The sequence below is a fragment of the Ruegeria sp. CG4 genome, assembly GCF_056537185.1.
In genome coordinates this window covers 346,727-367,426 of record NZ_JBQFRB010000002.1, presented here as the reverse complement: position 1 = coordinate 367,426, position 20,700 = coordinate 346,727, and the positions used below count along the sequence as shown (strand labels likewise).

General features: G+C 59.3%; 24 protein-coding genes and 3 tRNA genes. 12 read left to right on the top strand and 15 right to left on the bottom strand.

Translation table 11 applies throughout. The annotated features are described in order from the left end of the window. From ACR0J2_RS08170 to ACR0J2_RS08160, 3 genes are read left to right on the top strand one after another with little or no spacing between them, the layout of a single operon-like run. Positions 1–867 carry a copper resistance D family protein gene (locus ACR0J2_RS08170; RefSeq protein ID WP_480812248.1) on the top strand — a complete coding sequence of 289 codons (867 nt, stop codon included), beginning with the start codon at positions 1–3 and terminating at the stop codon, positions 865–867. Positions 868–875: 8 nt separating this feature from the next. Beyond that, positions 876–2,195 (top strand): multicopper oxidase family protein, encoded by a 1,320-nt coding sequence (locus tag ACR0J2_RS08165; RefSeq protein WP_480812247.1) that lies wholly within the window; start codon positions 876–878, stop codon positions 2,193–2,195. Beyond that, complete coding sequence (locus ACR0J2_RS08160) at positions 2,192–2,623, top strand: c-type cytochrome (RefSeq protein WP_480812246.1); 432 nt, start codon at positions 2,192–2,194, stop codon at positions 2,621–2,623. The genes ACR0J2_RS08165 and ACR0J2_RS08160 overlap by 4 nt, the downstream gene beginning before the upstream one ends. Positions 2,624–2,708: 85 nt before the next feature. Here ACR0J2_RS08160 and ACR0J2_RS08155 read toward each other — a convergent pair. Further along, positions 2,709–2,792: transfer RNA gene (locus tag ACR0J2_RS08155), tRNA-Tyr, on the bottom strand. Between the two features lie 116 nt (positions 2,793–2,908). Here ACR0J2_RS08155 and rlmB point away from each other — a divergent pair. The 4 genes from rlmB to ACR0J2_RS08135 all read left to right on the top strand — a co-directional run bounded on the left by rlmB (position 2,909) and on the right by ACR0J2_RS08135 (position 5,206). Next, a complete protein-coding gene (gene rlmB, locus ACR0J2_RS08150; protein ID WP_170677986.1) occupies positions 2,909–3,682 on the top strand; it encodes a 23S rRNA (guanosine(2251)-2'-O)-methyltransferase RlmB in 774 nt (257 codons plus the stop codon). Positions 3,683–3,694: 12 nt separating this feature from the next. Next, positions 3,695–3,976, top strand: coding sequence for a hypothetical protein (locus tag ACR0J2_RS08145; RefSeq protein WP_170615442.1), 282 nt, complete (start codon positions 3,695–3,697; stop codon positions 3,974–3,976). Between the two features lie 107 nt (positions 3,977–4,083). Next, positions 4,084–4,533 (top strand): YHS domain-containing (seleno)protein, encoded by a 450-nt coding sequence (locus ACR0J2_RS08140; protein WP_170615169.1) that lies wholly within the window; start codon positions 4,084–4,086, stop codon positions 4,531–4,533. Between the two features lie 202 nt (positions 4,534–4,735). Continuing rightward, on the top strand, positions 4,736–5,206 hold the full coding sequence (locus ACR0J2_RS08135) for a CoA-binding protein (RefSeq protein WP_480812245.1): 471 nt from the start codon (positions 4,736–4,738) through the stop codon (positions 5,204–5,206). A 3-nt stretch (positions 5,207–5,209) separates the two neighbouring features. On the opposite strand, the gene ACR0J2_RS08130 is transcribed toward ACR0J2_RS08135, so the two are convergent. The 3 genes from ACR0J2_RS08130 to hisF all read right to left on the bottom strand — a co-directional run bounded on the left by ACR0J2_RS08130 (position 5,210) and on the right by hisF (position 6,925). Further along, on the bottom strand, positions 5,210–5,776 hold the full coding sequence (locus tag ACR0J2_RS08130) for a hypothetical protein (protein WP_480812244.1): 567 nt from the start codon (positions 5,774–5,776) through the stop codon (positions 5,210–5,212). A 73-nt stretch (positions 5,777–5,849) separates the two neighbouring features. Then, positions 5,850–6,167, bottom strand: coding sequence for a phosphoribosyl-ATP diphosphatase (locus tag ACR0J2_RS08125; RefSeq protein WP_480812243.1), 318 nt, complete (start codon positions 6,165–6,167; stop codon positions 5,850–5,852). After that, on the bottom strand, positions 6,164–6,925 hold the full coding sequence (hisF, locus tag ACR0J2_RS08120; RefSeq protein WP_170615177.1) for an imidazole glycerol phosphate synthase subunit HisF: 762 nt from the start codon (positions 6,923–6,925) through the stop codon (positions 6,164–6,166). The genes ACR0J2_RS08125 and hisF overlap by 4 nt, the downstream gene beginning before the upstream one ends. A gap of 117 nt (positions 6,926–7,042) precedes the next feature. Here hisF and ACR0J2_RS08115 point away from each other — a divergent pair, with 117 nt between their 5' ends. Then, entirely contained in the window at positions 7,043–7,489 is a 447-nt protein-coding gene (locus ACR0J2_RS08115) for a DUF302 domain-containing protein (RefSeq protein ID WP_480812242.1), read from the top strand. Here ACR0J2_RS08115 and hisA read toward each other — a convergent pair whose 3' ends face one another. After that, complete coding sequence (gene hisA, locus ACR0J2_RS08110; RefSeq protein WP_480812241.1) at positions 7,490–8,209, bottom strand: 1-(5-phosphoribosyl)-5-[(5-phosphoribosylamino)methylideneamino]imidazole-4-carboxamide isomerase; 720 nt, start codon at positions 8,207–8,209, stop codon at positions 7,490–7,492. Positions 8,210–8,343: 134 nt separating this feature from the next. Here hisA and ACR0J2_RS08105 point away from each other — a divergent pair, with 134 nt between their 5' ends. After that, on the top strand, positions 8,344–8,745 hold the full coding sequence (locus ACR0J2_RS08105; protein ID WP_170615181.1) for a DUF2147 domain-containing protein: 402 nt from the start codon (positions 8,344–8,346) through the stop codon (positions 8,743–8,745). 4 nt (positions 8,746–8,749) lie between these two features. On the opposite strand, the gene hisH is transcribed toward ACR0J2_RS08105, so the two are convergent. Together hisH and hisB are read right to left on the bottom strand one after the other, a co-directional pair. Beyond that, complete coding sequence (hisH, locus tag ACR0J2_RS08100; protein ID WP_480812240.1) at positions 8,750–9,388, bottom strand: imidazole glycerol phosphate synthase subunit HisH; 639 nt, start codon at positions 9,386–9,388, stop codon at positions 8,750–8,752. Continuing rightward, on the bottom strand, positions 9,389–9,976 hold the full coding sequence (gene hisB, locus ACR0J2_RS08095; RefSeq protein ID WP_480812239.1) for an imidazoleglycerol-phosphate dehydratase HisB: 588 nt from the start codon (positions 9,974–9,976) through the stop codon (positions 9,389–9,391). A 154-nt stretch (positions 9,977–10,130) separates the two neighbouring features. On the opposite strand from hisB, the gene ACR0J2_RS08090 reads away from it, so the two are divergent. Next, complete coding sequence (locus ACR0J2_RS08090; protein WP_058280212.1) at positions 10,131–10,370, top strand: Lrp/AsnC ligand binding domain-containing protein; 240 nt, start codon at positions 10,131–10,133, stop codon at positions 10,368–10,370. Between the two features lie 3 nt (positions 10,371–10,373). Here the strand turns inward: ACR0J2_RS08090 and ACR0J2_RS08085 are convergent, their stop codons facing one another. The 3 genes from ACR0J2_RS08085 to ACR0J2_RS08075 form a co-directional block, all read right to left on the bottom strand. Further along, positions 10,374–11,240, bottom strand: coding sequence for a GNAT family N-acetyltransferase (locus ACR0J2_RS08085; protein WP_480812238.1), 867 nt, complete (start codon positions 11,238–11,240; stop codon positions 10,374–10,376). An 84-nt stretch (positions 11,241–11,324) separates the two neighbouring features. Beyond that, positions 11,325–11,399 (bottom strand) — tRNA-Gly (locus ACR0J2_RS08080). A 34-nt stretch (positions 11,400–11,433) separates the two neighbouring features. After that, positions 11,434–11,508, bottom strand: a tRNA-Gly gene (locus ACR0J2_RS08075). A 151-nt stretch (positions 11,509–11,659) separates the two neighbouring features. On the opposite strand from ACR0J2_RS08075, the gene ACR0J2_RS08070 reads away from it, so the two are divergent. Beyond that, positions 11,660–11,812, top strand: coding sequence for a hypothetical protein (locus tag ACR0J2_RS08070; RefSeq protein WP_321254170.1), 153 nt, complete (start codon positions 11,660–11,662; stop codon positions 11,810–11,812). Between the two features lie 2 nt (positions 11,813–11,814). On the opposite strand, the gene ACR0J2_RS08065 is transcribed toward ACR0J2_RS08070, so the two are convergent. The 4 genes from ACR0J2_RS08065 to ACR0J2_RS08050 form a co-directional block, all read right to left on the bottom strand. Then, positions 11,815–12,198 (bottom strand): MAPEG family protein, encoded by a 384-nt coding sequence (locus tag ACR0J2_RS08065; protein WP_170615194.1) that lies wholly within the window; start codon positions 12,196–12,198, stop codon positions 11,815–11,817. 78 nt (positions 12,199–12,276) lie between these two features. Beyond that, positions 12,277–15,714, bottom strand: coding sequence for a pyruvate carboxylase (locus ACR0J2_RS08060; RefSeq protein WP_480812237.1), 3,438 nt, complete (start codon positions 15,712–15,714; stop codon positions 12,277–12,279). Positions 15,715–15,838: 124 nt separating this feature from the next. After that, a complete protein-coding gene (locus ACR0J2_RS08055; RefSeq protein WP_170677968.1) occupies positions 15,839–16,996 on the bottom strand; it encodes an alpha-hydroxy acid oxidase in 1,158 nt (385 codons plus the stop codon). A gap of 39 nt (positions 16,997–17,035) precedes the next feature. Then, entirely contained in the window at positions 17,036–17,260 is a 225-nt protein-coding gene (locus ACR0J2_RS08050) for a diguanylate cyclase domain-containing protein (RefSeq protein ID WP_480812391.1), read from the bottom strand. Positions 17,261–17,685: 425 nt separating this feature from the next. Between ACR0J2_RS08050 and ACR0J2_RS08045 the strand changes: the two genes are divergently transcribed. Further along, on the top strand, positions 17,686–20,082 hold the full coding sequence (locus ACR0J2_RS08045; protein WP_480812236.1) for an ATP-dependent helicase: 2,397 nt from the start codon (positions 17,686–17,688) through the stop codon (positions 20,080–20,082). Here the strand turns inward: ACR0J2_RS08045 and ACR0J2_RS08040 are convergent. Next, positions 20,079–20,369 (bottom strand): DUF1330 domain-containing protein, encoded by a 291-nt coding sequence (locus ACR0J2_RS08040; RefSeq protein ID WP_480812235.1) that lies wholly within the window; start codon positions 20,367–20,369, stop codon positions 20,079–20,081. The two genes, ACR0J2_RS08045 and ACR0J2_RS08040, sit on opposite strands and share 4 nt — an antisense overlap. Positions 20,370–20,700 lie beyond the last annotated feature (331 nt).

The window sequence follows — 20,700 nt, the reverse complement described above, 5'->3', positions numbered from 1 at the left end:
ATGCCGGGCGTCTGGGGCATTGCCGCGATCCTGTCAAAACTCCTGCTGTATGTTGGCATTGCAGGATCCAGCGGGCTGGTGATCATGCGCGCCGCCTTTGCTGATCTCCTCTCGTCGCTGAGCGGCCGGATGCGCGTCCATACTGCGTTCTTGGCTGGGCTTGCGATAGTCGCGTCTGTCATTGGGTTCATGCTGCGCGGGGCCGCCCTGACCGGCGGCGCTGATGGGATGAGCGATCCCGAGATGCTGGGGCTTTTGTGGCAAACACCGGTCGGTGATGTTCTGATCTATCGACTGGTCGGCGCGGCCATGATCCTTGTCGGGTTGTTCGTGCCATTTGCCGGTCAATGGATATCCCTTGGCGGCGGTGTGCTGGCGCTGTGGTCGTTTGCACAGATTGGGCATGTACCCGGCCTGGAGCAAAGCGGCGTAAGGCTTCTGCTGCTTTTGCATCTGCTTTGCCTTGCGTTCTGGATCGGCATTCTTGGACCGTTACGGCGCTTGTCGTTACAGCCCGAACGCTTGGACGAGGCAGCAGCGCTGGGGGATCGTTTCGGGCAAGCCGCCTCGGTCTTTGTTCCTGTGCTGATTTTGGCGGGCCTGCTGATGTCCTGGCTTCTGTTGGGTGATCTTCGAAGCCTTTTTGTTTCGGGCTACGGGCAGGCGCTTCTCGTTAAACTGGGGCTGGTGGCGTTGGTGCTTATGATGGCAGCCGCCAACAAGTTTCGGTTTGTTCCTGCCATGCAGGCAGGTGATCGCGACGCAGCGCGGCATCTGGCACGCTCCATCGAAATAGAAACTGCAATCATACTGGTCGTGTTCGCGGCAACAGCTACCCTTACCAGCGTCCTGACCCTTCCGAATTGAGGTTTAAGATGAACCGAAGAGAATTCCTGATCACGACAAGTGCAATGGCATTGGTTCCCGGCGTCGTCATCGCGGCGGCTCCGTTGGACCTGATTGCACAGCCAGTCTCTGCGCAAATCCTGCCGGAAGGCGATCCGGCAACGCCGATGCTTGGCTTCAACGGCAGCACGCCCGGACCGGTCCTTCGCGTTCGTCAGGGCGAGATTTTCGACATCCGTTTTCTCAATCAGATAGACGACGGCTCGGCGGTTCATTGGCACGGGTTGCGGACCGACAATGCGATGGACGGTGTGCCGGGCCTGACACAGGACGTTGTCGAAGCGGGTGCAGAGTTCGCCTATCGCTTTCGCGCGCCGGACGCCGGAACCTTCTGGTATCACTCGCATAACCGGTCCTGGGAACAGGTTGCAAAGGGGCTTTACGGCCCCCTGATCGTCGAGGAACAATCCCCGCCTGATGTGGATCATGACGTGATCGTCATGATTGACGATTGGCGCATTACCGAAGACGGCACGCTCGCCGATGGCTTTGAGAACATGCACGATCAGGCGCATCAGGGTCGGCTTGGCAACTATGCCCGTGTGTTTTTCGAACCGGACGCGTCTGTTCGTCTTGGTGACCGTGTGCGCTTGCGGTTGATCAACGTCGCGACTGACAGGATTTTCCCGATTGAGCTTGAAGGCATTGACGGCAAGACTGTTGCACTGGACGGTATGCCGCTTTCCGATCCGCAAGAGGTTTCTGACCTGGTTTTGGCGCCGGCCCAACGGGTTGATATCATAGCGGATGTCACTTCCGCGGAAACAATCGCATTTGTATTTCCGACCCGGGATGATCCTTACCTGCTGGGCGAAATCCCGGTTGAGGGAGAGAACACGGCGCGACAACCATCAGTGATATCCGCGTTGCCGCCAAACGAGACGGTGCAGCCCGATTTGGACAATGCCGTTTCCCTGACCTTGACCATGGAGGGCGGGGCCATGAGCCAAAGAATGATGCAGGGGCTGATGGAAGAGGGCATCTGGGCGTTCAACGGACAGTCCGGCCTTGCGGACACCCCTTTCCACAGCTTCCAACGCGGACAGACTGCCCGCATTCAACTGGTGAACGATACCCGCTTTCCACATGGTATCCATCTGCACGGGCATCACTTTTTCGAGGTCGAAGCCGACGGTAATTTAGGTGCATTCCGGGATACAACGCTGATTGATCCGGGTGCAACGCGAGACTTCGTTTGCGTGTTCGACAACCCCGGCAAATGGCTGATGCACTGTCACATGCTGGGCCATCAGGCGGCGGGCATGAAAACCTGGGTCGAGGTCGCATGAAACGCGTTCTGATCATCGCAGCCTTTAGCGTTGCAACCGGGGCGATCGCAGGTCACGAACTGGATGGCCGCGATTTGGCTGTCGGTCAGGCCCTTTACGCCGAACATTGCGCGTCCTGTCACGGTGCCAACCTCGAAGGACAACCGAATTGGCAAACGCCAGACGAAAACGGTGTCTTGCCCGCGCCTCCCCATGATGAGACGGGACACACCTGGCATCACGACAACCTTCTTCTTTTTGAATACACCCAATTGGGTGGAGAAAAAGCTTTGGCGGCACGCGATATCAGCGACTTCGCAAGTGGAATGCCCGGGTTTGAAGAAGTAATATCCGACGATGAAATCTGGGATATCTTAGCCTACATTCGATCGACGTGGTCTGAACGTGCGCAGGAAATTCAGGCCTCCAGAAATCCGTCGCACGACTGACACCGCTAATAGCCGGTTAACGCCGACAAACCGCGCCCGGACGGGTGCCACACACAAAGTTCTCAATTTCAGTTGCTTGAAGAAGTGGTGGGCGACCCTGGAATCGAACCAGGCGTGCGTCTCCGCGAGGGAGTTACAGTCCCCTGCCACACCTTGCGGCCTGTCGCCCACTGTCAGGCGTTGCACCTGACGTGGAGGCGTGATTACTAGCGCCTTAAAGGTGCGTCAACAGGAAAATTCCGCTTTGGCGCAGGAAACCGAATTCCCGGCCCGGAGGCCCTTAAAATGAAGAAACCCAAATGGGTCGTCGAAAAGGAACAGGCGCGCAAAGCAGCCGCGTCCGAGACTGTCTGGTTGTTCGGACTGCACGCCGTCCGTGACGCGCTCATGAACCCGAAGCGTCAGAAATTGCGTCTGATCGTGACCCTGAACGCGCAGGCCAAGCTGGCGGAAGCCATTGAATTTGCAGGAATTGAAGCCGAGCTGGTTGATCCACGCAAGTTCACCGCGCCGATCGATCCGGGGTCGGTGCATCAGGGCGCGGCGCTTGAGGTCAAGCCGCTGGACTGGGGTGGGCTGGCCGAAAACTGCATCGGTCGTGAACACCCGCGTGTCATTCTGCTGGACCGGGTCACCGATCCGCACAACGTCGGGGCGATTCTGCGCTCGGCCGAGGTGCTGGGTGCAAGCGCCGTTGTCGGCACACGCCACCATTCGGCGCCGGAAACCGGAGCGCTGGCGAAAACCGCCAGCGGCGCGCTCGAACGCCAGCCCTATCTGCGGGTGCGCAATCTGGCGGACGCAATCGTCGAGCTGCAGAATATGGGGTTTCTGGTGCTGGGGCTGGACGGCGAGGCGGATCAGACCATCGAAACCACGTTGGCCGGCAAGCTGGACCGGCCGGTTGCACTGGTGTTGGGTGCCGAAGGCCCCGGTTTGCGGCAGAAAACCAAGGAAACGGTCGATCATCTGGTGAAAATTGACGCAGCGGGCGGTTTCGGGTCGCTCAACGTCTCAAATGCGGCTGCGATTGCCCTATATGCATCGAGGCACAAATAACAGGAGAGCGTCATTCCCAGCCCGTCGAAAATTGCCACTTGCTGTTACTGCGGCACGCGTGCCGCGCTGGTTCTGCAGGGAAAACAACGTCACGAGCTCAGCTGTTCCAGTTGTGGCGCCCCCCTGCACGACCTCAAGATGTTGCCCAAACGAAAGCTGACGGAAGAAAGGCAAGTGCGTCCTGCCAAATCCAAGGCTCGAACGCCGAAATACAAATACAAGAAACGGAAAAAAGGTGTATTCTCGCGCGTGCTGGATGAAGCCTGGGATGTGATCGAAGATATCTTCGACTGACTTGTTTCTTCGGCGACACGGGTGTTCACAACCGCGTCAAGGGGGGTTTCATGGCGCTGAAAAAGTTGCATTTTGACGGTCTCGAATTCTAAGAACTCAGACCGACGATGCTGACCCGACGTTTCTTCATTGGCGCTATGGCCGCTATCATGTTCGCACCTGCCGTCCAGGCGCAGGATGCGCCGGTCTATTTTGCCACAGATGGTGCCGCAATGGCGGGCTATGATCCCGTGTCCTATTTCGTGGATGACGCACCGGTGCTGGGCCACGCCGAGCATTCGTTGATGTGGAAAGGCGTTGAATGGCATTTCGCATCAGCCGAGAACCAGGAGCGGTTCGAGCGTGATCCGCGTGCCTTTGCGCCTCAGTTCGGCGGATATTGCGCTTATGCTATGGCTCTGGGTCTTCTGTCCAGCACCGACCCAATGGCGTGGAGGGTCGTGGATGGCAGGCTTTATTTGGTGCATTCGCTCGCGATCGAGAAAGTGTGGCAGGAAGACATGGCGCTGAACATTCGCATGGCCGAGGAGCACTGGCCCTCGGTTCTGTACAAGTGACAGGCGAAACTTCGCGTTTTTTTGATCTGTCATCACAAAAATGCGCGCGCCCTCTTTTTTTTGCCGAACTCATGCCTAAATGTCACAGTGACCGCGGAACGGAACTGCCGCGGGTCATTTCACTGTCCCTCGTTCCAACAACTGGCGCTCAGGTCCGACCTGGGCGCTTTTTTCTTTTGAACGCAGCGATTAGGGTGCCCTCATGGCAGATTATTCCGATGAGTTCCTGAAAGGCATCCTGCAACGCACCAAAGTTGTGGCGGTCGTTGGGGTGTCGATGAACCCGGTGCGGCCCAGTTATTACGTGGCGCGATACCTTTCGCTGAAAGGATACCGGGTCATTCCGGTCAATCCGGGGCATGCAGGGAAGCAATTGTTCGGTCAGACCGTTCATGCGTCGCTGTCGGATATTTCCGAACCTGTCGACATGGTGGACATATTTCGCAGATCCGAAGCCGTGCCACCGATTGTGGACGAGGCTTTGCAGGCTTTTCCAAAGCTCAGGACAGTCTGGATGCAGATCGGTGTCGAACATGAAGGCGCGGCGGCAGTCGCGCAGGCCAGAGGTGTCGATGTGGTCATGAACCGATGCCCGAAAATCGAATATCAGCGGCTTTTCGGGGAATTGCGCATGGGCGGGTTTGCCACCGGGATCATATCCTCAAAGCTGTGACCGTCAGCCGCCGCCTGCCGTTTTCAGCCGGGCAACCTGTTCCAGACGCCGCTTTTCCAGAACCTGATCGCGCGGGACCCACTCGTAACGTGTGTCCTCGACCAAAGGTCCCCAGTACAGCACTCCACCATATCGCCACGGGTCCAGTACGATCCCTTCGTACATGGTTTCTCCGCGTCGGCTGATAATGGCGGTCGAGTGGTCGATTCGGAACGGGTTGTCGGCATTGGCGATGGCACGGTGCAGGGTCAGTGTTTCGAACTCTTCCTGCTTCAGGCGCCGTTCAATGTCTTCGGCCCAGTGCCAGCACAATCCGCGCGGACGCAGGCCCTTATTGACCTTTGCGTTATGGATCAGCGGCGGGTCGGTGATCTCATATTCCTCGACCAACTGCGCGGTGTAGCTGTAGGCGACTCGCGCCGCGCGCTGCGCTTCTGCGGGGTCGATATCGGGTCCGAGGCTTTGGATTTCCGCTGCCAGCCTTTGAACCTCGTCCCCGGTGGAACGGGGCGGCGCAGAACAGGCCGCCAGGATGGCAAGCGTCGCCACAAACAACAATGCTCTGATCATCGCGCGCGTTCCCTGATCCGTGGCACCCTGACACAGCACTATAGCGGGCAGGAGCAGCGCACGAAACCCACGCTTAGCCCTTGGGGCGCGCCGCTTTTTCGGCAATGCCGCTGATGCCCTGACGCCGGGCAAGTTCGTTCAGAACGTCATCTAGCGCCACATCACGGGCGGCCAGCATCACCAGCAGGTGATACAGCGCATCCGCCGCCTCGGACGTCAGTCTGGCCCGATCGCCCTTGACGGCTTCGATGATGGCCTCGATGGCCTCTTCGCCGAACTTTTCGGCACACTTTTCGGGGCCCTTGGCAAGCAGTTTGGCGGTCCAGCTCAACTCGGGGTCGGTTCCCTTGCGCGCTTCGATGGTTGCGGCCAGTTCGTGCAGAATGCTCATGTCAGCCTCATCGGGATGCCTGCGGCGGCCATGTGTTCCTTGGCCTCGCGGATGGTGTATTCTCCGAAATGGAAGATCGAAGCCGCCAATACCGCGCTGGCACCGCCTTCGGTCACGCCTTCGACCAGATGATCCAGATTGCCGACCCCGCCCGATGCGATCACCGGTACATCCACCGCGTCCGAGATCGCGCGGGTCAGGGGCAGGTTGAACCCGGATTTGGTGCCGTCACGATCCATCGAGGTCAGCAGGATTTCCCCTGCGCCCTTGGCGACCACGGTTCTTGCAAACTCGACCGCGTCAATGCCGGTTGGTTTGCGCCCCCCGTGGGTAAAGATCTCCCACTTGCCGGGGCTGACGGTTTTGGCATCGATGGCGACCACGATGCACTGGCTGCCGAACTGATCGGCGGCCTCGGCCACAACATCCGGATTCGCCACGGCGGCCGAGTTGAAACTGACCTTGTCGGCACCTGCCAGCAGCAGCGCGCGGACATCTTCCCTGGTGCGGACACCACCGCCCACCGTCAGCGGAACAAAACACTGTTCCGCCGTGCGCTGCACCACATCGAACATGGTGCCCCGGTTTTCATGGGTGGCGTGAATATCCAGAAAGCAGATTTCGTCCGCGCCGGCGGCATCATAGGCCTTGGCCGATTCCACCGGGTCGCCCGCGTCACGCAAGCCGACGAAATTGACGCCCTTAACCACGCGGCCATCGGCAACATCAAGGCAGGGAATGATCCGTGTTTTGAGCATGGCATGTCCTTTGTTGGCGCACCTCTACCGGCAAAGCCCCGCCGATGCCAGACTTGTGATTGCCACATCTCTCGAACCTGTGAAAACTGGTCCCTAATTCATCAGGAGATCAATGAGATGCGTAACCTCTTTTTGACGACCACATTCATATTCACAGGAGCTGTCGCCGCGATGGCTGACGATATCATCAAAGTAGAGACAGCCAAATCCGTGTCCGAGGCGATGGACGCGCTCGAGGCCGCAGTCGGCAATGCGGGCGCCACGGTTTTCGCGCGTGTCGATCACGCAGCGGGCGCCGAGAAGGTGGGTATGACCATCTCGGCAAATCAGGTGCTGATCTTCGGCAATCCGGCGCTGGGCACACCTGCCATGCAGGCCGACCCGCGCGCAGGTCTGTTTCTGCCGCTGAAAGTGCAGGCCTACGAGGACGAAAACGGGCAGGTCTGGCTGGCCTATGAAGACCCGAAAGAGACCATGGACGAACTTGATGCGGTCGAGAAATCCCCGGTCATCGAGAAAATGCGCGGGGCGCTGGCCAAGCTGACATCGGTCGCCGCTCAGTAGTCAGCTCAGGGCGCGAATGGCCTCGTTCAGATCGATCGCGCCGTCATAGAGCGCCCGGCCGGAAATCGCGCCGTTAAGTTCGACCCCGCAATCACGCAACGCGATCAGGTCGTCCAGCGAGCTGACACCGCCCGATGCGATGACTGGGATCGACACGGCGCGGGCCAGCGCCGCTGTGGCCTCGATATTGGGGCCCTGCATCGCTCCGTCGCGGTTGATGTCGGTGTAGATGATCGCGGCAACACCCGCATCCTCGAAGCTTCGGGCAAGATCCGTGACCTGCACATCGGTTTCTTCGGCCCAGCCCTTGGTGGCGACCATGCCATTGCGTGCGTCAATACCGACGGCTACTTGGCCGGGGAACTCTTGTGCCGCTTGACGCACCAGATCGGGGTTCTCGACGGCGACAGTGCCCAGAATGACGCGCGCGAGCCCCTTGTCGAGCCATGTTTCGATTGTTGCCATGTCACGGATGCCGCCACCCAGTTGGGCGGGCACATCACAGGCCTTCAAAATCGCCTCGACCGGAGCGGCATTGACGGGTTCCCCTGCAAAGGCGCCATTCAGATCGACCAGATGCAGCCACTCGCAACCCGCTTCGACGAAGGCGCGGGCTTGCGCGGCAGGGTCTTCGTTGAACACCGTGGCCTTGTCCATTTCACCGCGCAGCAGGCGCACGGCCTGGCCGTCTTTTAGGTCGATGGCGGGGTAGAGGATCATGTCGGGCGGCCCTATATCAATGTTATCCGCGCGGGATATCGCACACACAGAGCAGGGGATGCAACGCGACGCAAAGTCAATCTTGCCCGACGGCGACCGGCGCGCCAGACTGCTTGCAAAACAGGGAGGATATCATGAAGAAATTCGTTCTGGCCGCAGGGTTTGCCGCCTTGGCAAGCAGCGCTTATGCGGCCGATCCGGTTGATGGCATCTGGAAAACCCAGCCCGGTGACACCGGCGGGTATCTGCATGTTTCCATCGGATCGTGCGGAAGTGCCGTCTGCGGCACAATCGACACGGCGTTTGACGCCAACGGCGATGAGCAGCTGGACTACGAGAATTTGGGCAAACAGATTATCTGGGACATGGTTCCGGAAGGGGGCGGGGCCTATGACAACGGCAAGATCTGGGCGCCGGACCGCGACAAGACCTACAACTCGAAAATGACGCTGGACAGCCAGAACCAGCTGACCGTGAAAGGTTGCGTTGCCGGTGGCCTGATCTGCCGTGGGCAAACCTGGACACGCGTGCAATAGGCCGTCACGGAGCCCAGATCAGAAAATTTCCGATCATACGCAGGCCGACATCCTGACTTTTCTCGGGGTGGAACTGCATCCCGACCATCGTGTCACGGCCAATCACGGCCGTGACCTCTTGACCGTAATCCACATAGGCCAACCGTTGCGCCGGGTCCGTCACCCGGAAATGATAGGAGTGCACGAAATAGGCGTGATCGCCTGATTTCACGCCTTCAAACACCGGGTGCGGGCTCTCCAGAACCAAATCGTTCCAGCCCATATGTGGTACTTTCAACGCATGGTCTGACGGCTCGATCCGAACCACGTCGCCCGCGATCCAATCCAAACCATCGGTTTCGCTGTATTCATGGCCTTTCGAGGCCATCAGCTGCATACCGACGCAGATACCCAGAAAAGGGCGGCCCTTTTGTTCGACCGCCTCGACCATCGCGTCATAAATACCCTTATGGCCGCGCAGTTCGGCCGCACAGGCTGGAAACGCACCATCGCCGGGCAGAACCAGCCGATCGGCCCGCGCGACGACATCTGCGTCCGAGGTCACGACGACCTCACCCGCATTCAGTTCACGCGCCATGCGCTGAAACGCCTTTTCAGCGGAATGCAGATTGCCGCTTTCGTAGTCGATAATGGCAGTCAGCATCTACAATGCGCCTTTGGTCGACGGAATCGCATCGGCCTTGCGCGGATCGGTCTCAACCGCCAGCCGAAGGGCACGGGCAACCGCCTTGAAGGCCGCCTCGGCGATATGGTGGCTATTGAAACCGTGTAGCTGGTCGATATGCAGGGTGATGCCACCATGGGTGCTGAGCGCCTGAAAGAACTCGCGCACCAGTTCGGTGTCGAAGGTCCCGATCTTGGGTGTCGGCAAATCCACGTTCCAGATCAGGAACGGACGGCCCGACAGATCCAGCGCACAGCGCACCTGAGCGTCATCCATCGGCAGGTGGCACTCGCCATAGCGGCGGATACCCTTCTTGTCGTCCAATGCCTGCGTCAGCGCCTGACCCAGTGCGATGCCTGTGTCCTCGACCGTGTGATGATCGTCGATGTGATAATCGCCCTTGGCGCGGATCGTCATGTCGATAAGCGAATGGCGCGCCAGTTGGTCCAGCATGTGATCGAAGAAGCCAACGCCGGTCTGGTTGTCATACTGGCCGGTGCCGTCCAGATTGACCTCGACCGTGATCTCGGTCTCGGCGGTCTGACGACTGATCTTTGCGCTGCGCATGGGCGAATTCCTTTTGATACAGGCGCGCTTATAGACGGGGATCGCCGGGCATATCCAGACCAAGCATCACATGCGCGCCAAACTGTTGCAGGGGATTGCGCCCGGGCGCGGCCCATGCCAGCCTGCGCGCAACTCAACAAACAGGGTCAACCCCATGTCCACCTGCGTTTTCATCCAGATCCGCTGTAAACCCGGTTCCACCTACAAGGTCGCCGAAGAAATCGCCCTGCGCGAAATCCATTCCGAGCTTTACTCGACCAGCGGCGAATTCGACCTGCTGCTGAAACTCTATATCCCCGAAACCGAGGATGTGGGGCACTTCATCAACGAAAACCTGCTGGTGATTCCCAATATCGAACGATCCCTGACCACGATGACGTTCAAGGCGTTCTGAACGTTACCCCAGCTCAAACGTCGTGATCCCATAGATACGGTGCAGATCAATTTCCGGCGCGTGGCTGGAATACATGCGGCCGGTTTCGAACACTTTGGTCAACCCCAGTTGTTGCGCCATCGCCATCGCCTGCGAGTTGGGGTTGGGCATGTCGATAAAGACCTCGGCACCCATCTGGTCAGCCGGAAGCGTCATCAGCAGCGACACCAAAAGCGCCTGCGCGATCTCGGGTGTGTCCGCAAACAATGGCCCTATCTTGTACCCTGCCAAACATCGGCGCAGCGTTCCATAGCCTCTGATCCGGCCGCCTTCCTCAAACACTCGCGAGGTGTGATTGGGTGCATCCAGCCAGGCCTGCAGGAACGTGTCGCGCGGGGCAGGAAACAGGCCCCGATCATAAGACTTCAGCTCTTCCGAAAGTGTGTCGATCAGTGATACCTGACCGTGGCCGGAACAGCCCAGGGCGTTGAGGATTTCACCCGCTGTGCCCGAAAAGCGGTAGTTGTCATAAGCCAGCTTAAACCCGAACTTTCGGTAATTGTCCTGCTGTTCGACGACCCCGTCCATGCCCATGTTCCGATGTTCGCAATGCGCCTTGACGGCCTCGGCAACCTGCAGCCCGAAGCCCGATCCGCGATATTCCGGCAGGACGATGTAAAAGCCCAGGAACGAATAGGTGTCGTCGTAATTCACGGCCGAGGCAGACGCGATCATCCTGCCATCCAGAAATCCGCCCTTGAATCCTTCGGGATCGGAGCTGCGGAAGCACACGGCGTCGTGAAGGCCAGGGTTCCAACCTTCGCGGCCGGCCCAATCAACAGCCGTCTGGACCTCATCCGCTGTCAGAGCGCGAATTACGTATTCTGGCATGGCGCATCTCCGTCGTGATTGCGTGCGACCCGAGAATGCCGCAGCAGATAACAAAGAACCAGAAATTTAAGGGAGGTTGGTATCTGGAGCGGGCGAGGCGATTCGAACGCCCGACCCTAACCTTGGCAAGGTTATGCTCTACCCCTGAGCTACGCCCGCATCAGATACATATGTTGGTCCAAAGACCTCTCAATGGAGCGGGCGAGGCGATTCGAACGCCCGACCCTAACCTTGGCAAGGTTATGCTCTACCCCTGAGCTACGCCCGCGCCGTTGAGTGAGGCGTGAAGTATAAATTCTGGCGCAAAGCTGCAAGAGGAAAAACGCATCTTCCGCAAAATTTCTTTTCTGGCGACGGAAATCCGGACCCCATCCGTTCAACTGTCTGAACACGTCAGGAAAGAACGGCGGAGGTGACAGATGAACCCGAAAGAAACCCTGAAACTCTCGGTGCTGGTTGTTTCGATGTTCATGGCGGGCATCGTGGCGCAGGCCGGTGGCGACAAAGGGCAGACCGCCCAACAGATATGGCAGCCTGCATGCCCGGTTGAAGTCGAGGTGCTGGCTGGCTGACCCTAAAGCGCCAGCACGAGGTTGGTGACCGCAGCGACCAGAATGGCGGCAAATGTCAGCAACATTCCCGTCCGGCGCAGAATCACGATCTGAGGTGTGCGCCCGAATCCGTAGGCATGCAGCAATCGCCCGGACAGAATCGCCAAGCCCATCAGGTTGACCAGAACGCCCCCCGCACCTTGAATTTCGGCCATAGCGATCAGCAACAGCGTGAACGGCGCGTATTCGACGCAGTTGGAATGCGTGCGGATGGCCTTGATCAGCGCCTTGTTGCCGCCGTCGCCGACCGAGATTTGCCCCATGAACCGTTGCCGGATGACGTTAAGGCTGAGCGCGAGAAACAGGAGGGCAATCAGCGCGGCGTAGATCGGGGTAATGGTCAGCATGGCGTGGCTCCGCAGGGGCATGAAAAAGGGCCGCGCAGTGTCCTGCGCGGCCCGGCTGACATTAACCTGTTTGTCGGCTTATTCCAGTTCGACCAAAAGGTCCTTTGCGTCAATCTGGCCGCCAGGCTGAATGTGAACCGCTTTGACCACCGCATCGCGTTCGGCATGGATGCCGGTTTCCATCTTCATGGCTTCAATGGTCAGCAGCAGGTCGCCTTCCTTGACCTCCTGACCGGCGGTGACTGAAACGGTCGCGACAACGCCCGGCATCGGCGCGCCGATATGGTTGGGGTTGCCCGCCTCGGCCTTGGGCCGGGCCTGCGTGGTCGAGGTCACCAGACGGTTCGGCACCCTGATGACACGGGGCTGACCATTGAGTTCAAAGAAAACTTTGACCTCGCCCTTTTCATCGGTTTCACCAATCGCCTGACAGCGGATTTCCAGCGTTTTGCCCGGATCGATTTCCGCCGTGATCTCTTCCCCGGGCTCCATGCCGTAGAAGAAGGTGCGCGTGGGCAGGGTGCGGACCGGACCGTAAATCCGGTGGCGGCCCATGTAGTCCAGGAAGACCTTGGGATACATCAGGTATCCGTTCAGATCCTCGTCATCGACCTCTTTGCCTTCCAGTTGCTTGGACAGTTCGGCGCGGGTGGCCTCAAGATCCACGGCGGGCACGTCCTTGCCGGGGCGCTGGGTATTGGGCGCTTCGTCCTTGAGGACCTTCTTGATGATCGTGTCGGGGAACCCGCCCGGAGGCTGACCCAGATTGCCGCGCATCATGTCGACGACAGAATCCGGGAAGGCCACATCCGTTTCGGGGCTTTCCACGTCGGCGCGGGTCAGCCCCTGGCTGACCATCATCAGCGCCATGTCACCGACCACCTTGGAGGACGGCGTCACCTTAACGATGTCCCCGAACATCTGGTTCACGTCGGCATACATCTGCGCCACCTCGTGCCAGCGTTCCTCCAGCCCAAGCGAACGTGCCTGCGCCTTGAGGTTGGTGAACTGGCCGCCGGGCATCTCGTGCAGGTACACTTCTGATGCAGGGGCCTGCAGGCTGGATTCAAAGGCCGCGTACTGGCCGCGAACGGCTTCGAAGTAATCGCTGATCTCGCGGATGGCCTTGATATCCAGTCCGGTGTCACGCTCGGTATGGCGCAGCGCTTCGACAACGGTGCCCAGCGTTGCCTGAGACGTGTTGCCGCTGAAGCTGTCCATCGCGCAATCCACCGCGTCCACGCCCGCCTCGGACGCGGCCAGAATGGTGGCGCTGGCGATTCCGGCAGTATCATGAGTGTGGAAGTGGATCGGCAAACCGACCTCTTCCTTCAGCGCGCGGATCAGGATTTTGGCCGAGGCCGGTTTCAGCAGACCCGCCATGTCCTTGAGGCCCAGAACATGTGCACCGGCGTCGCGCAGTTCCTTGGCCATGCCGACATAGTATTTAAGGTCGTACTTGGCGCGATCGGGGTCCAGAATGTCACCGGTATAGCAGACGGTGCCTTCACAGATCTTGCCATTTTCAACCACCGCATCCATGGCCACGCGCATGTTCTCGACCCAGTTCAGCGAGTCGAATACGCGGAAGACGTCGATATTCTTCGATGCCTGACGCACGAACTCCTGCACCACGTTGTCGGGGTAGTTGGTATAGCCAACCCCGTTCGCGCCGCGCAGAAGCATCTGTGTCATCAGGTTCGGCATCGCCTCGCGCAGGTCACGCAGACGCTGCCACGGGCATTCCTGAAGAAAGCGATAGGCCACGTCAAAGGTCGCGCCGCCCCAGCATTCAACGCTGAACAGTTGCGGCAGGTTCGCCGCATAGGTCGGCGCCACCTTGATCATGTCGATCGACCGCATCCGGGTCGCCAGCAGGGATTGATGGCCGTCCCGCATGGTGGTGTCGGTGATCAGCAGCTGCCGCTGCGCTTTCATCCAGTCGGCCACGGCCTGCGGGCCCTTCTGCTCCAGCAGGTTGCGGGTGCCCATTTTGGGTTCACCCTTCAATGCAGGGGGCTTGGCCTCTTTCAGGTCGGCGCGCGGTTCGGGGCGATCCTTGGTCTCGGGGTGCCCGTTCACGGTAATGTCCGCGATATAGGTCAGAACCTTGGTGCCCCGATCCCGACGGCGTTTGAACTGGAACAGGTCTGGCGTCGTGTCGATGAACTTGGTGGTGTATTCGTTCGACAGGAAGGTCGGGTGCTTCAGCAGGTTGATGACAAAGTCGATATTGGTGCTGACGCCGCGGATGCGGAATTCACGCAGCGCGCGGTCCATCCGATGGATCGCCTTGTCCGGCGTTGGTGCCCAAGCGGTCACCTTGGTCAGCAGCGAGTCGTAGTACCGCGTGATCACTCCGCCCGCATAGGCCGTGCCGCCGTCCAGACGGATACCCATACCCGTGGCCGAGCGATAGGCGGTGATGCGGCCATAATCGGGGATGAAGTTATTCTGCGGGTCCTCGGTGGTGATCCGGGTTTGCAGGGCGTGGCCGTTCAGTTGAACGTCCGACTGGCTGGCGGCCCCGGTCGCCTCGGCCAGCGTCTTGCCCTCGGCGATCAGGATCTGGGCTTGTACGATGTCGATGCCGGTAACTTCCTCGGTGACGGTGTGTTCCACCTGAACGCGCGGGTTGACCTCGATGAAGTAGAACTTGCCGGTTTCCATATCCATCAGGAATTCGACCGTGCCCGCGCATTCATAGTTCACATGGGCACAGATCTTGCGGCCCAGCTCACAGATTTCGGCACGCTGCTCCTCGCTCAGGTAAGGGGCGGGGGCGCGTTCCACGACCTTCTGGTTCCGGCGCTGGACCGAACAGTCGCGTTCGTAGAGATGGTAGATCTCGCCATGCTTGTCGCCCAGAATCTGAACTTCAACATGCCGGGCGCGGGTGATCATCTTTTCCAGATAACCCTCGCCATTGCCGAACGCGGCTTCGGCTTCGCGACGACCTTCCAGGACTTTCTCTTCCAGTTCGTCCTCGGACTCGATCGGACGCATACCGCGCCCGCCGCCGCCCCAGGACGCCTTGAGCATAAGCGGATAGCCGATCTGGGCGGCTTCCTTGCGGATCGCGTCCATGTCATCGCCCAAAACCTCGGTCGCCGGGATCACCGGAACTCCTGCCTCGATGGCGACACGACGGGCACTGGCCTTGTCGCCAAGCGCGCGCATGGTCTCGGCCTTGGGACCGATGAAAGTGATGCCGTTCTGGACGCAGGCATCCACGAAGTCCGGGTTCTCCGATAGCAGGCCATAGCCCGGATGGATCGCATCCGCTCCGCATTCTTTGGCGACACGGATGATCTCGTCTATGCTCAGATAAGCGGCAACCGGCCCCATCCCCTCGCCAATGCGATATGCCTCATCCGCTTTAAAGCGATGCAGGCCAAGCTTGTCCTCCTCGGCAAAGACGGCAACGGTGCGTTTGCCCATCTCGTTGGCCGCGCGCATCACGCGAATAGCAATCTCGCCGCGATTGGCGATCAGGATCTTTTTGAAGTCGGTCATGTCAGGTCCCGGTCTTTATGGTGTGGCCGTGTTCATAGGCGGACAATACGCGCACGTATATCAGTCGTTCTGGGTAGAACCGGCATGTTATCGCTCGCAAACGCCGCCTGTTGGCGCAATCTACTTACACATGCTGCGATGCAGCATCAATATTTGTGATTGCAGATGTCACATTTTGTAAACTTGCGAGGCCCAACTGGCCCATATTGGCCTTCAGATCCTGCCGCAGGATGTCGATGACATGAGCGGGGCCGCGTTCGCCTAACGCCGCCAGACCAAAGAGAAACCCGCGCCCCAGCATGACAAAATCCGCGCCAAGGGCCAGCGCACGAAGGATATCCAGCCCACCTTCAATACCACTGTCAAAGATAATCGGCAGGTCCGTCGCTGCGCGTATGGCCGGTAGCGCATCGATACTGGCGGGCGCGCCGTCAAACTGACGGCCACCGTGATTCGACACCCATATGGCGTCAACGCCCGCCTTTTGCAGCGAAACGGCATCTTCCGGCCGCAGGACGCCTTTGACGACAAATGCACCATCCCAGTTGTCGCGCAGCCAGGATACGTACTCCATGTCCGGCGACGTTCTCAGAAGATACCCGATATGTGCCGTAGGAGGGAGGTTGAGGCTACTGTCCGAATACTTCTCGAGCGTGCGCATTCTGGGTGGTCCCTTACGCAGCATCCCCATGGCCCAGGCCGGGCATCGCGAAATCTGCGCCAGCAGGCGCGGCGTCAGCCTTGGCGGATGTGTCAACCCGGACCGCACCTGCCGTTCGCGCCGAGAAGCAACCGGTACATCCGCAGTCAGCACCAGCGTCCGGAATCCCGCATCGCGCGCGCGGGCCAGCATATCGGTGCGGATGTCGGGATCCCGTGGCGGATACAATTGAAACCAGGCGTTTTCGCCGATGTGGCCGGCCAGATCTTCGGGCATCTGGCTGGCGACCGTAGACAAGGTGTAGGGAATGTTGGCCGTGGCCGCAGCGCGGGCCAGAATGCCTTCGGCATCCGGCCAGACCAACCCCGACATTCCAATGGGGGCGATACCGAACGGCAGGGCGCAGTCGTGATCCAGCAGCTTCTTGCTTGTGTCGAACTCCAGTTCGCCATGCAGGATCGACGGGGTCAGTGTAACCCGGTCCAGCGCTTCGCGGTTGCGCCGGATCAGGGTTTCAGCGCCGGTGCCACTTTCCACAAATTCCCAGACAAAGCGCGGTAACCGACGCCGCGCAAGTCGTTTCAAATCGGCAATGCCGGGATATGCACTGTGCAGGTCCATGAGGATTGATCCGATTTGCCGCGCGATTCGGCAAGTTTTTCAAGCGGCTGTCGAGGACGACGGTTTGATTTTGGCCCCCTTTTTCCGAACTAGGCTGTCCCCGATGTCTGCGCCGAAGGACGCGGAGTTGGCAATCTGCACCTGATTTCGGCCCCGGTCCTTGGCGGTATGGAGCGCTTCATCCGCCGCGCGCGGAAGATCCTGCGGCATGACTTCGTGCACCGGGCAATAGGCGACCCCAAACGAAATCGTAATGCGGGGCAGGGATTTTTCACTATATCTGACCGCAACGGATTAAACCGCCAGCCGTACTTTTTCTGCGCGGGTCAAGGCATCGACGGACCTGCCAATTATCTTCGACAGTGGTATTGAAGGTGAGCTGGACATCCTTCGCGCGCGGGTACGGCGTTAATTCCCCAACCGGCAGCCGCCGATAGGGCGATCAGCATCAGCGTAACGCCTACCATTTTCAGCCGCGAACTTCGCACCGCCCATGTCGCCTGCTTCGTCATATGCTCTCCCACAGCAATGGACCGGGCATCAGAAACAAGCTTTTGCAGAAAGGTAAGATCGCCGGATGTACACAAAGGTTTTGTCTGGAAACCAGTATATTATCTTCTGCGATTTCTTTGTGAACAAGCCGTGAACAAACCCTTTCCCTCTGGCCGCATCCGGCGTAGTTTGGGGGCATGAGCAGTTTTGACGAAATGGACGCCTTCGAGGGCGCATCACTGTCCCAAAAGGCAATGGCCGCGCGTGCCGTGCCTTATCTGGATGATCTCAACCCGGCGCAGCGCGATGCGGTTGAACGGCTTGACGGTCCGGTTCTGATGCTGGCCGGGGCAGGGACCGGCAAGACCAAGGCACTCACGACCCGGATCGCGCACCTGCTGAATACCGGGCGGGCGCGTCCCAACGAGATCTTGTCGGTGACATTCACCAACAAGGCTGCGCGTGAAATGAAAGAGCGTGTCGGCCGCCTGCTCGGCCAGCCCGCCGAAGGGATGCCTTGGCTTGGCACGTTCCATTCGATTTGCGTCAAGCTGCTGCGTCGCCACGCCGAACTTGCGGGGCTGAAATCGAACTTCACGATTCTTGACAGCGACGACCAGTTGCGCCTGCTCAAGCAACTGGTTCAGGCGGCCAATATCGATGACAAGCGCTGGCCTGCGCGGATGCTGGCGGGAATCATCGATGACTGGAAAAACCGTGCACTGACACCCGACAAGATACCTGCTGCTGATGCCGGAGCCTATAATCACAAGGGCGTCGACCTTTACGCCCAGTACCAGACCCGTCTGCGCGAGCTGAACGCGGTGGATTTCGGTGATCTGCTTTTGCACATGGTCACGATCTTTCAGACACATGCGGATGTGCTGGAACAATACCAGCGGTGGTTCCGTTACATTCTGGTGGACGAGTATCAGGACACCAACATCGCCCAGTACTTGTGGCTGCGGTTGCTGGCGGGCGGTCACAAGAACATCTGTTGCGTGGGCGATGATGACCAGTCGATCTATGGCTGGCGCGGGGCCGAGGTGGGCAACATTCTGCGGTTCGAGAAAGACTTCCCCGGTGCCTATGTCGTCCGGCTTGAACAGAACTACCGCTCGACCCCGCATATCCTCGCCGCCGCGTCGAATGTCATTCGCGGCAATGAAAATCGCCTGGGCAAAGAGCTTTGGACCGACGAGCAGGACGGCGAAAAGGTCCGGCTGATCGGCCACTGGGATGGCGAAGAAGAAGCGCGCTGGATTGGCGAGGAAATCGACGCGATGCAGGGCGGCACCCGTGGCGTGCGGCCGATGACCCTTGATGAAATCGCCATTCTCGTGCGCGCCAGCCACCAGATGCGTGCCTTCGAGGACCGTTTTCTGACCATTGGATTGCCCTACAAGGTCATCGGCGGCCCGCGGTTCTATGAGCGAATGGAGATCCGCGATGCCATGGCCTATTTCCGGCTGGTCATCAGCCCCGAAGACGATCTGGCGTTCGAGCGGATCGTGAATACGCCCAAACGTGGCCTCGGCGACAAGGCGCAGCAGACGATTCAGGCGACCGCCCGACAGAATGGCGTCTCTCTGGTCGAAGGCGCGCGGATTGCGGTGGAACAAGGGCTGATCAAAGGCAAGGGCGGCGCGGCCTTGCGCCAGCTTGTCGATGGGCTGGCCCGCTGGAACGCAATGACCCGGGGACCCAGGATCGAGGTTGACGACGATTCCGTCATTGATGATGGCACCGCTCCCACACGCTTTGGCGAACCGGAACATACTCATATCGAACTGGCGCAGATTATCCTCGACGAATCCGGCTATACGGCGCACTGGCAGAACGACAAGAATCCAGATTCCCCGGGGCGGTTGGAAAACCTCAAGGAACTGGTCAACCAGCTGGACAATTTTGAAAACCTGCAGGGCTTTCTGGAACATGTCAGCCTGGTGATGGACAACGAACAGGAATCGGATGGCGCGAAAGTGTCGATCATGACCCTGCATGCCGCCAAAGGTCTGGAATTTCCCGCCGTGTTCCTGCCGGGGTGGGAGGACGGGTTGTTCCCCTCGCAGCGGTCGATGGACGAGGCTGGCCTCAAAGGCCTCGAGGAAGAACGGCGGCTGGCCTATGTCGGCATCACCCGCGCGGAGGAGGTCTGCACGATTTCCTTTGCCGCCAACAGGCGCGTTTTTGGTCAGTGGCAGAATTCGATGCCGTCCCGATTTATCGATGAATTGCCCGAAGTTCATGTGGAGGTTCTGACGCCTCCGGGTCTCTACGGTGGCGGTCAGACCACGGCCGGGATCGAAACCCGCGCCGCCGAAGCAAACGTCTACAACTCACCCGGCTGGAAACGGATGCAGGCGCGGCAGGGTCAGTATGGCATGTCGCAACCGCGCGAAAGCCGCAACACCGTCATCGATGCGACCGCGGTGGCCAGTTTCACGCTGGGCGAACGGGTATTCCACCAGAAATTCGGCTATGGCGCAGTGATCGGTATCGAAGGGGACAAGGTCGAGGTCGATTTTGACAAGGCGGGCATGAAGAAGGTTGTCTCGCGCTTTCTGTCCGCCAAGGATGACGTTCCGTTTTAAAGGCCTTCGACCAGAACCATGTTTGCCGTCGCGGTCTTGTGCCGGATTTTCGCCAGTTCGACGTAGTCGGGATCGTCTTTCCATGCCTTTGCGGCTTCGATCGACGGAAACTCCATAAGGACTATCCCTTCCTCAGCCCAGGTGCCTTCGATCACGTCCACCGGTTTGGATGATACTGTCAGAAGGCGACCTCCGTGCCTGTCAAAGACAGGCATGAACCCTTCAAGGTATTTCTGGTATCCGTCTGGGTCGCGAATTGTGATCTGGGCGATGAAATATGCAGCCATTGGAAACTCCTGAAACTTCGGTTCCGGCTTCACCTTACACACACAAGCACAAACAAAAAACGGCGGTTCCCAGGGAGGAGGAAGGGGAACCGCCGTTCTTTTCAACATCGAGGCAGGGAGGAGGAAGGCCCCGATGTATCCGAACCCGGGTCTGATCCCGGTATGAGGAAGACGCGGCGACACAAGGGAGGAGAATAAGTGTCGCCGCGTGCTTTCAACATCGGGGTAGGGAGGAGGAGAGCCCCGATGTGTCATGTCCCGGCTATCAGGGCCGGTATTTGGGGCGGCAGCATCAGGGAGGAGGAGAGATGCCGCCGCCGAAATGCAGGTC

What these genes read in the sequence shown, in the direction of transcription:
- ACR0J2_RS08170 (WP_480812248.1), top strand. Translation starts at nt 1, where the DNA reads ATGCCGGGCGTCTGGGGCATTGCCGCGATCCTGTCAAAACTCCTGCTG.
- ACR0J2_RS08165 (WP_480812247.1), top strand. Translation starts at nt 876, where the DNA reads ATGAACCGAAGAGAATTCCTGATCACGACAAGTGCAATGGCATTGGTT.
- ACR0J2_RS08160 (WP_480812246.1), top strand. Translation starts at nt 2,192, where the DNA reads ATGAAACGCGTTCTGATCATCGCAGCCTTTAGCGTTGCAACCGGGGCG.
- rlmB (WP_170677986.1), top strand. Translation starts at nt 2,909, where the DNA reads ATGAAGAAACCCAAATGGGTCGTCGAAAAGGAACAGGCGCGCAAAGCA.
- ACR0J2_RS08140 (WP_170615169.1), top strand. Translation starts at nt 4,084, where the DNA reads ATGCTGACCCGACGTTTCTTCATTGGCGCTATGGCCGCTATCATGTTC.
- ACR0J2_RS08135 (WP_480812245.1), top strand. Translation starts at nt 4,736, where the DNA reads ATGGCAGATTATTCCGATGAGTTCCTGAAAGGCATCCTGCAACGCACC.
- ACR0J2_RS08130 (WP_480812244.1), bottom strand. Translation starts at nt 5,776, where the DNA reads ATGATCAGAGCATTGTTGTTTGTGGCGACGCTTGCCATCCTGGCGGCC.
- ACR0J2_RS08125 (WP_480812243.1), bottom strand. Translation starts at nt 6,167, where the DNA reads ATGAGCATTCTGCACGAACTGGCCGCAACCATCGAAGCGCGCAAGGGA.
- hisF (WP_170615177.1), bottom strand. Translation starts at nt 6,925, where the DNA reads ATGCTCAAAACACGGATCATTCCCTGCCTTGATGTTGCCGATGGCCGC.
- ACR0J2_RS08115 (WP_480812242.1), top strand. Translation starts at nt 7,043, where the DNA reads ATGCGTAACCTCTTTTTGACGACCACATTCATATTCACAGGAGCTGTC.
- hisA (WP_480812241.1), bottom strand. Translation starts at nt 8,209, where the DNA reads ATGATCCTCTACCCCGCCATCGACCTAAAAGACGGCCAGGCCGTGCGC.
- ACR0J2_RS08105 (WP_170615181.1), top strand. Translation starts at nt 8,344, where the DNA reads ATGAAGAAATTCGTTCTGGCCGCAGGGTTTGCCGCCTTGGCAAGCAGC.
- hisH (WP_480812240.1), bottom strand. Translation starts at nt 9,388, where the DNA reads ATGCTGACTGCCATTATCGACTACGAAAGCGGCAATCTGCATTCCGCT.
- hisB (WP_480812239.1), bottom strand. Translation starts at nt 9,976, where the DNA reads ATGCGCAGCGCAAAGATCAGTCGTCAGACCGCCGAGACCGAGATCACG.
- ACR0J2_RS08090 (WP_058280212.1), top strand. Translation starts at nt 10,131, where the DNA reads ATGTCCACCTGCGTTTTCATCCAGATCCGCTGTAAACCCGGTTCCACC.
- ACR0J2_RS08085 (WP_480812238.1), bottom strand. Translation starts at nt 11,240, where the DNA reads ATGCCAGAATACGTAATTCGCGCTCTGACAGCGGATGAGGTCCAGACG.
- ACR0J2_RS08070 (WP_321254170.1), top strand. Translation starts at nt 11,660, where the DNA reads ATGAACCCGAAAGAAACCCTGAAACTCTCGGTGCTGGTTGTTTCGATG.
- ACR0J2_RS08065 (WP_170615194.1), bottom strand. Translation starts at nt 12,198, where the DNA reads ATGCTGACCATTACCCCGATCTACGCCGCGCTGATTGCCCTCCTGTTT.
- ACR0J2_RS08060 (WP_480812237.1), bottom strand. Translation starts at nt 15,714, where the DNA reads ATGACCGACTTCAAAAAGATCCTGATCGCCAATCGCGGCGAGATTGCT.
- ACR0J2_RS08055 (WP_170677968.1), bottom strand. Translation starts at nt 16,996, where the DNA reads ATGGACCTGCACAGTGCATATCCCGGCATTGCCGATTTGAAACGACTT.
- ACR0J2_RS08045 (WP_480812236.1), top strand. Translation starts at nt 17,686, where the DNA reads ATGAGCAGTTTTGACGAAATGGACGCCTTCGAGGGCGCATCACTGTCC.
- ACR0J2_RS08040 (WP_480812235.1), bottom strand. Translation starts at nt 20,369, where the DNA reads ATGGCTGCATATTTCATCGCCCAGATCACAATTCGCGACCCAGACGGA.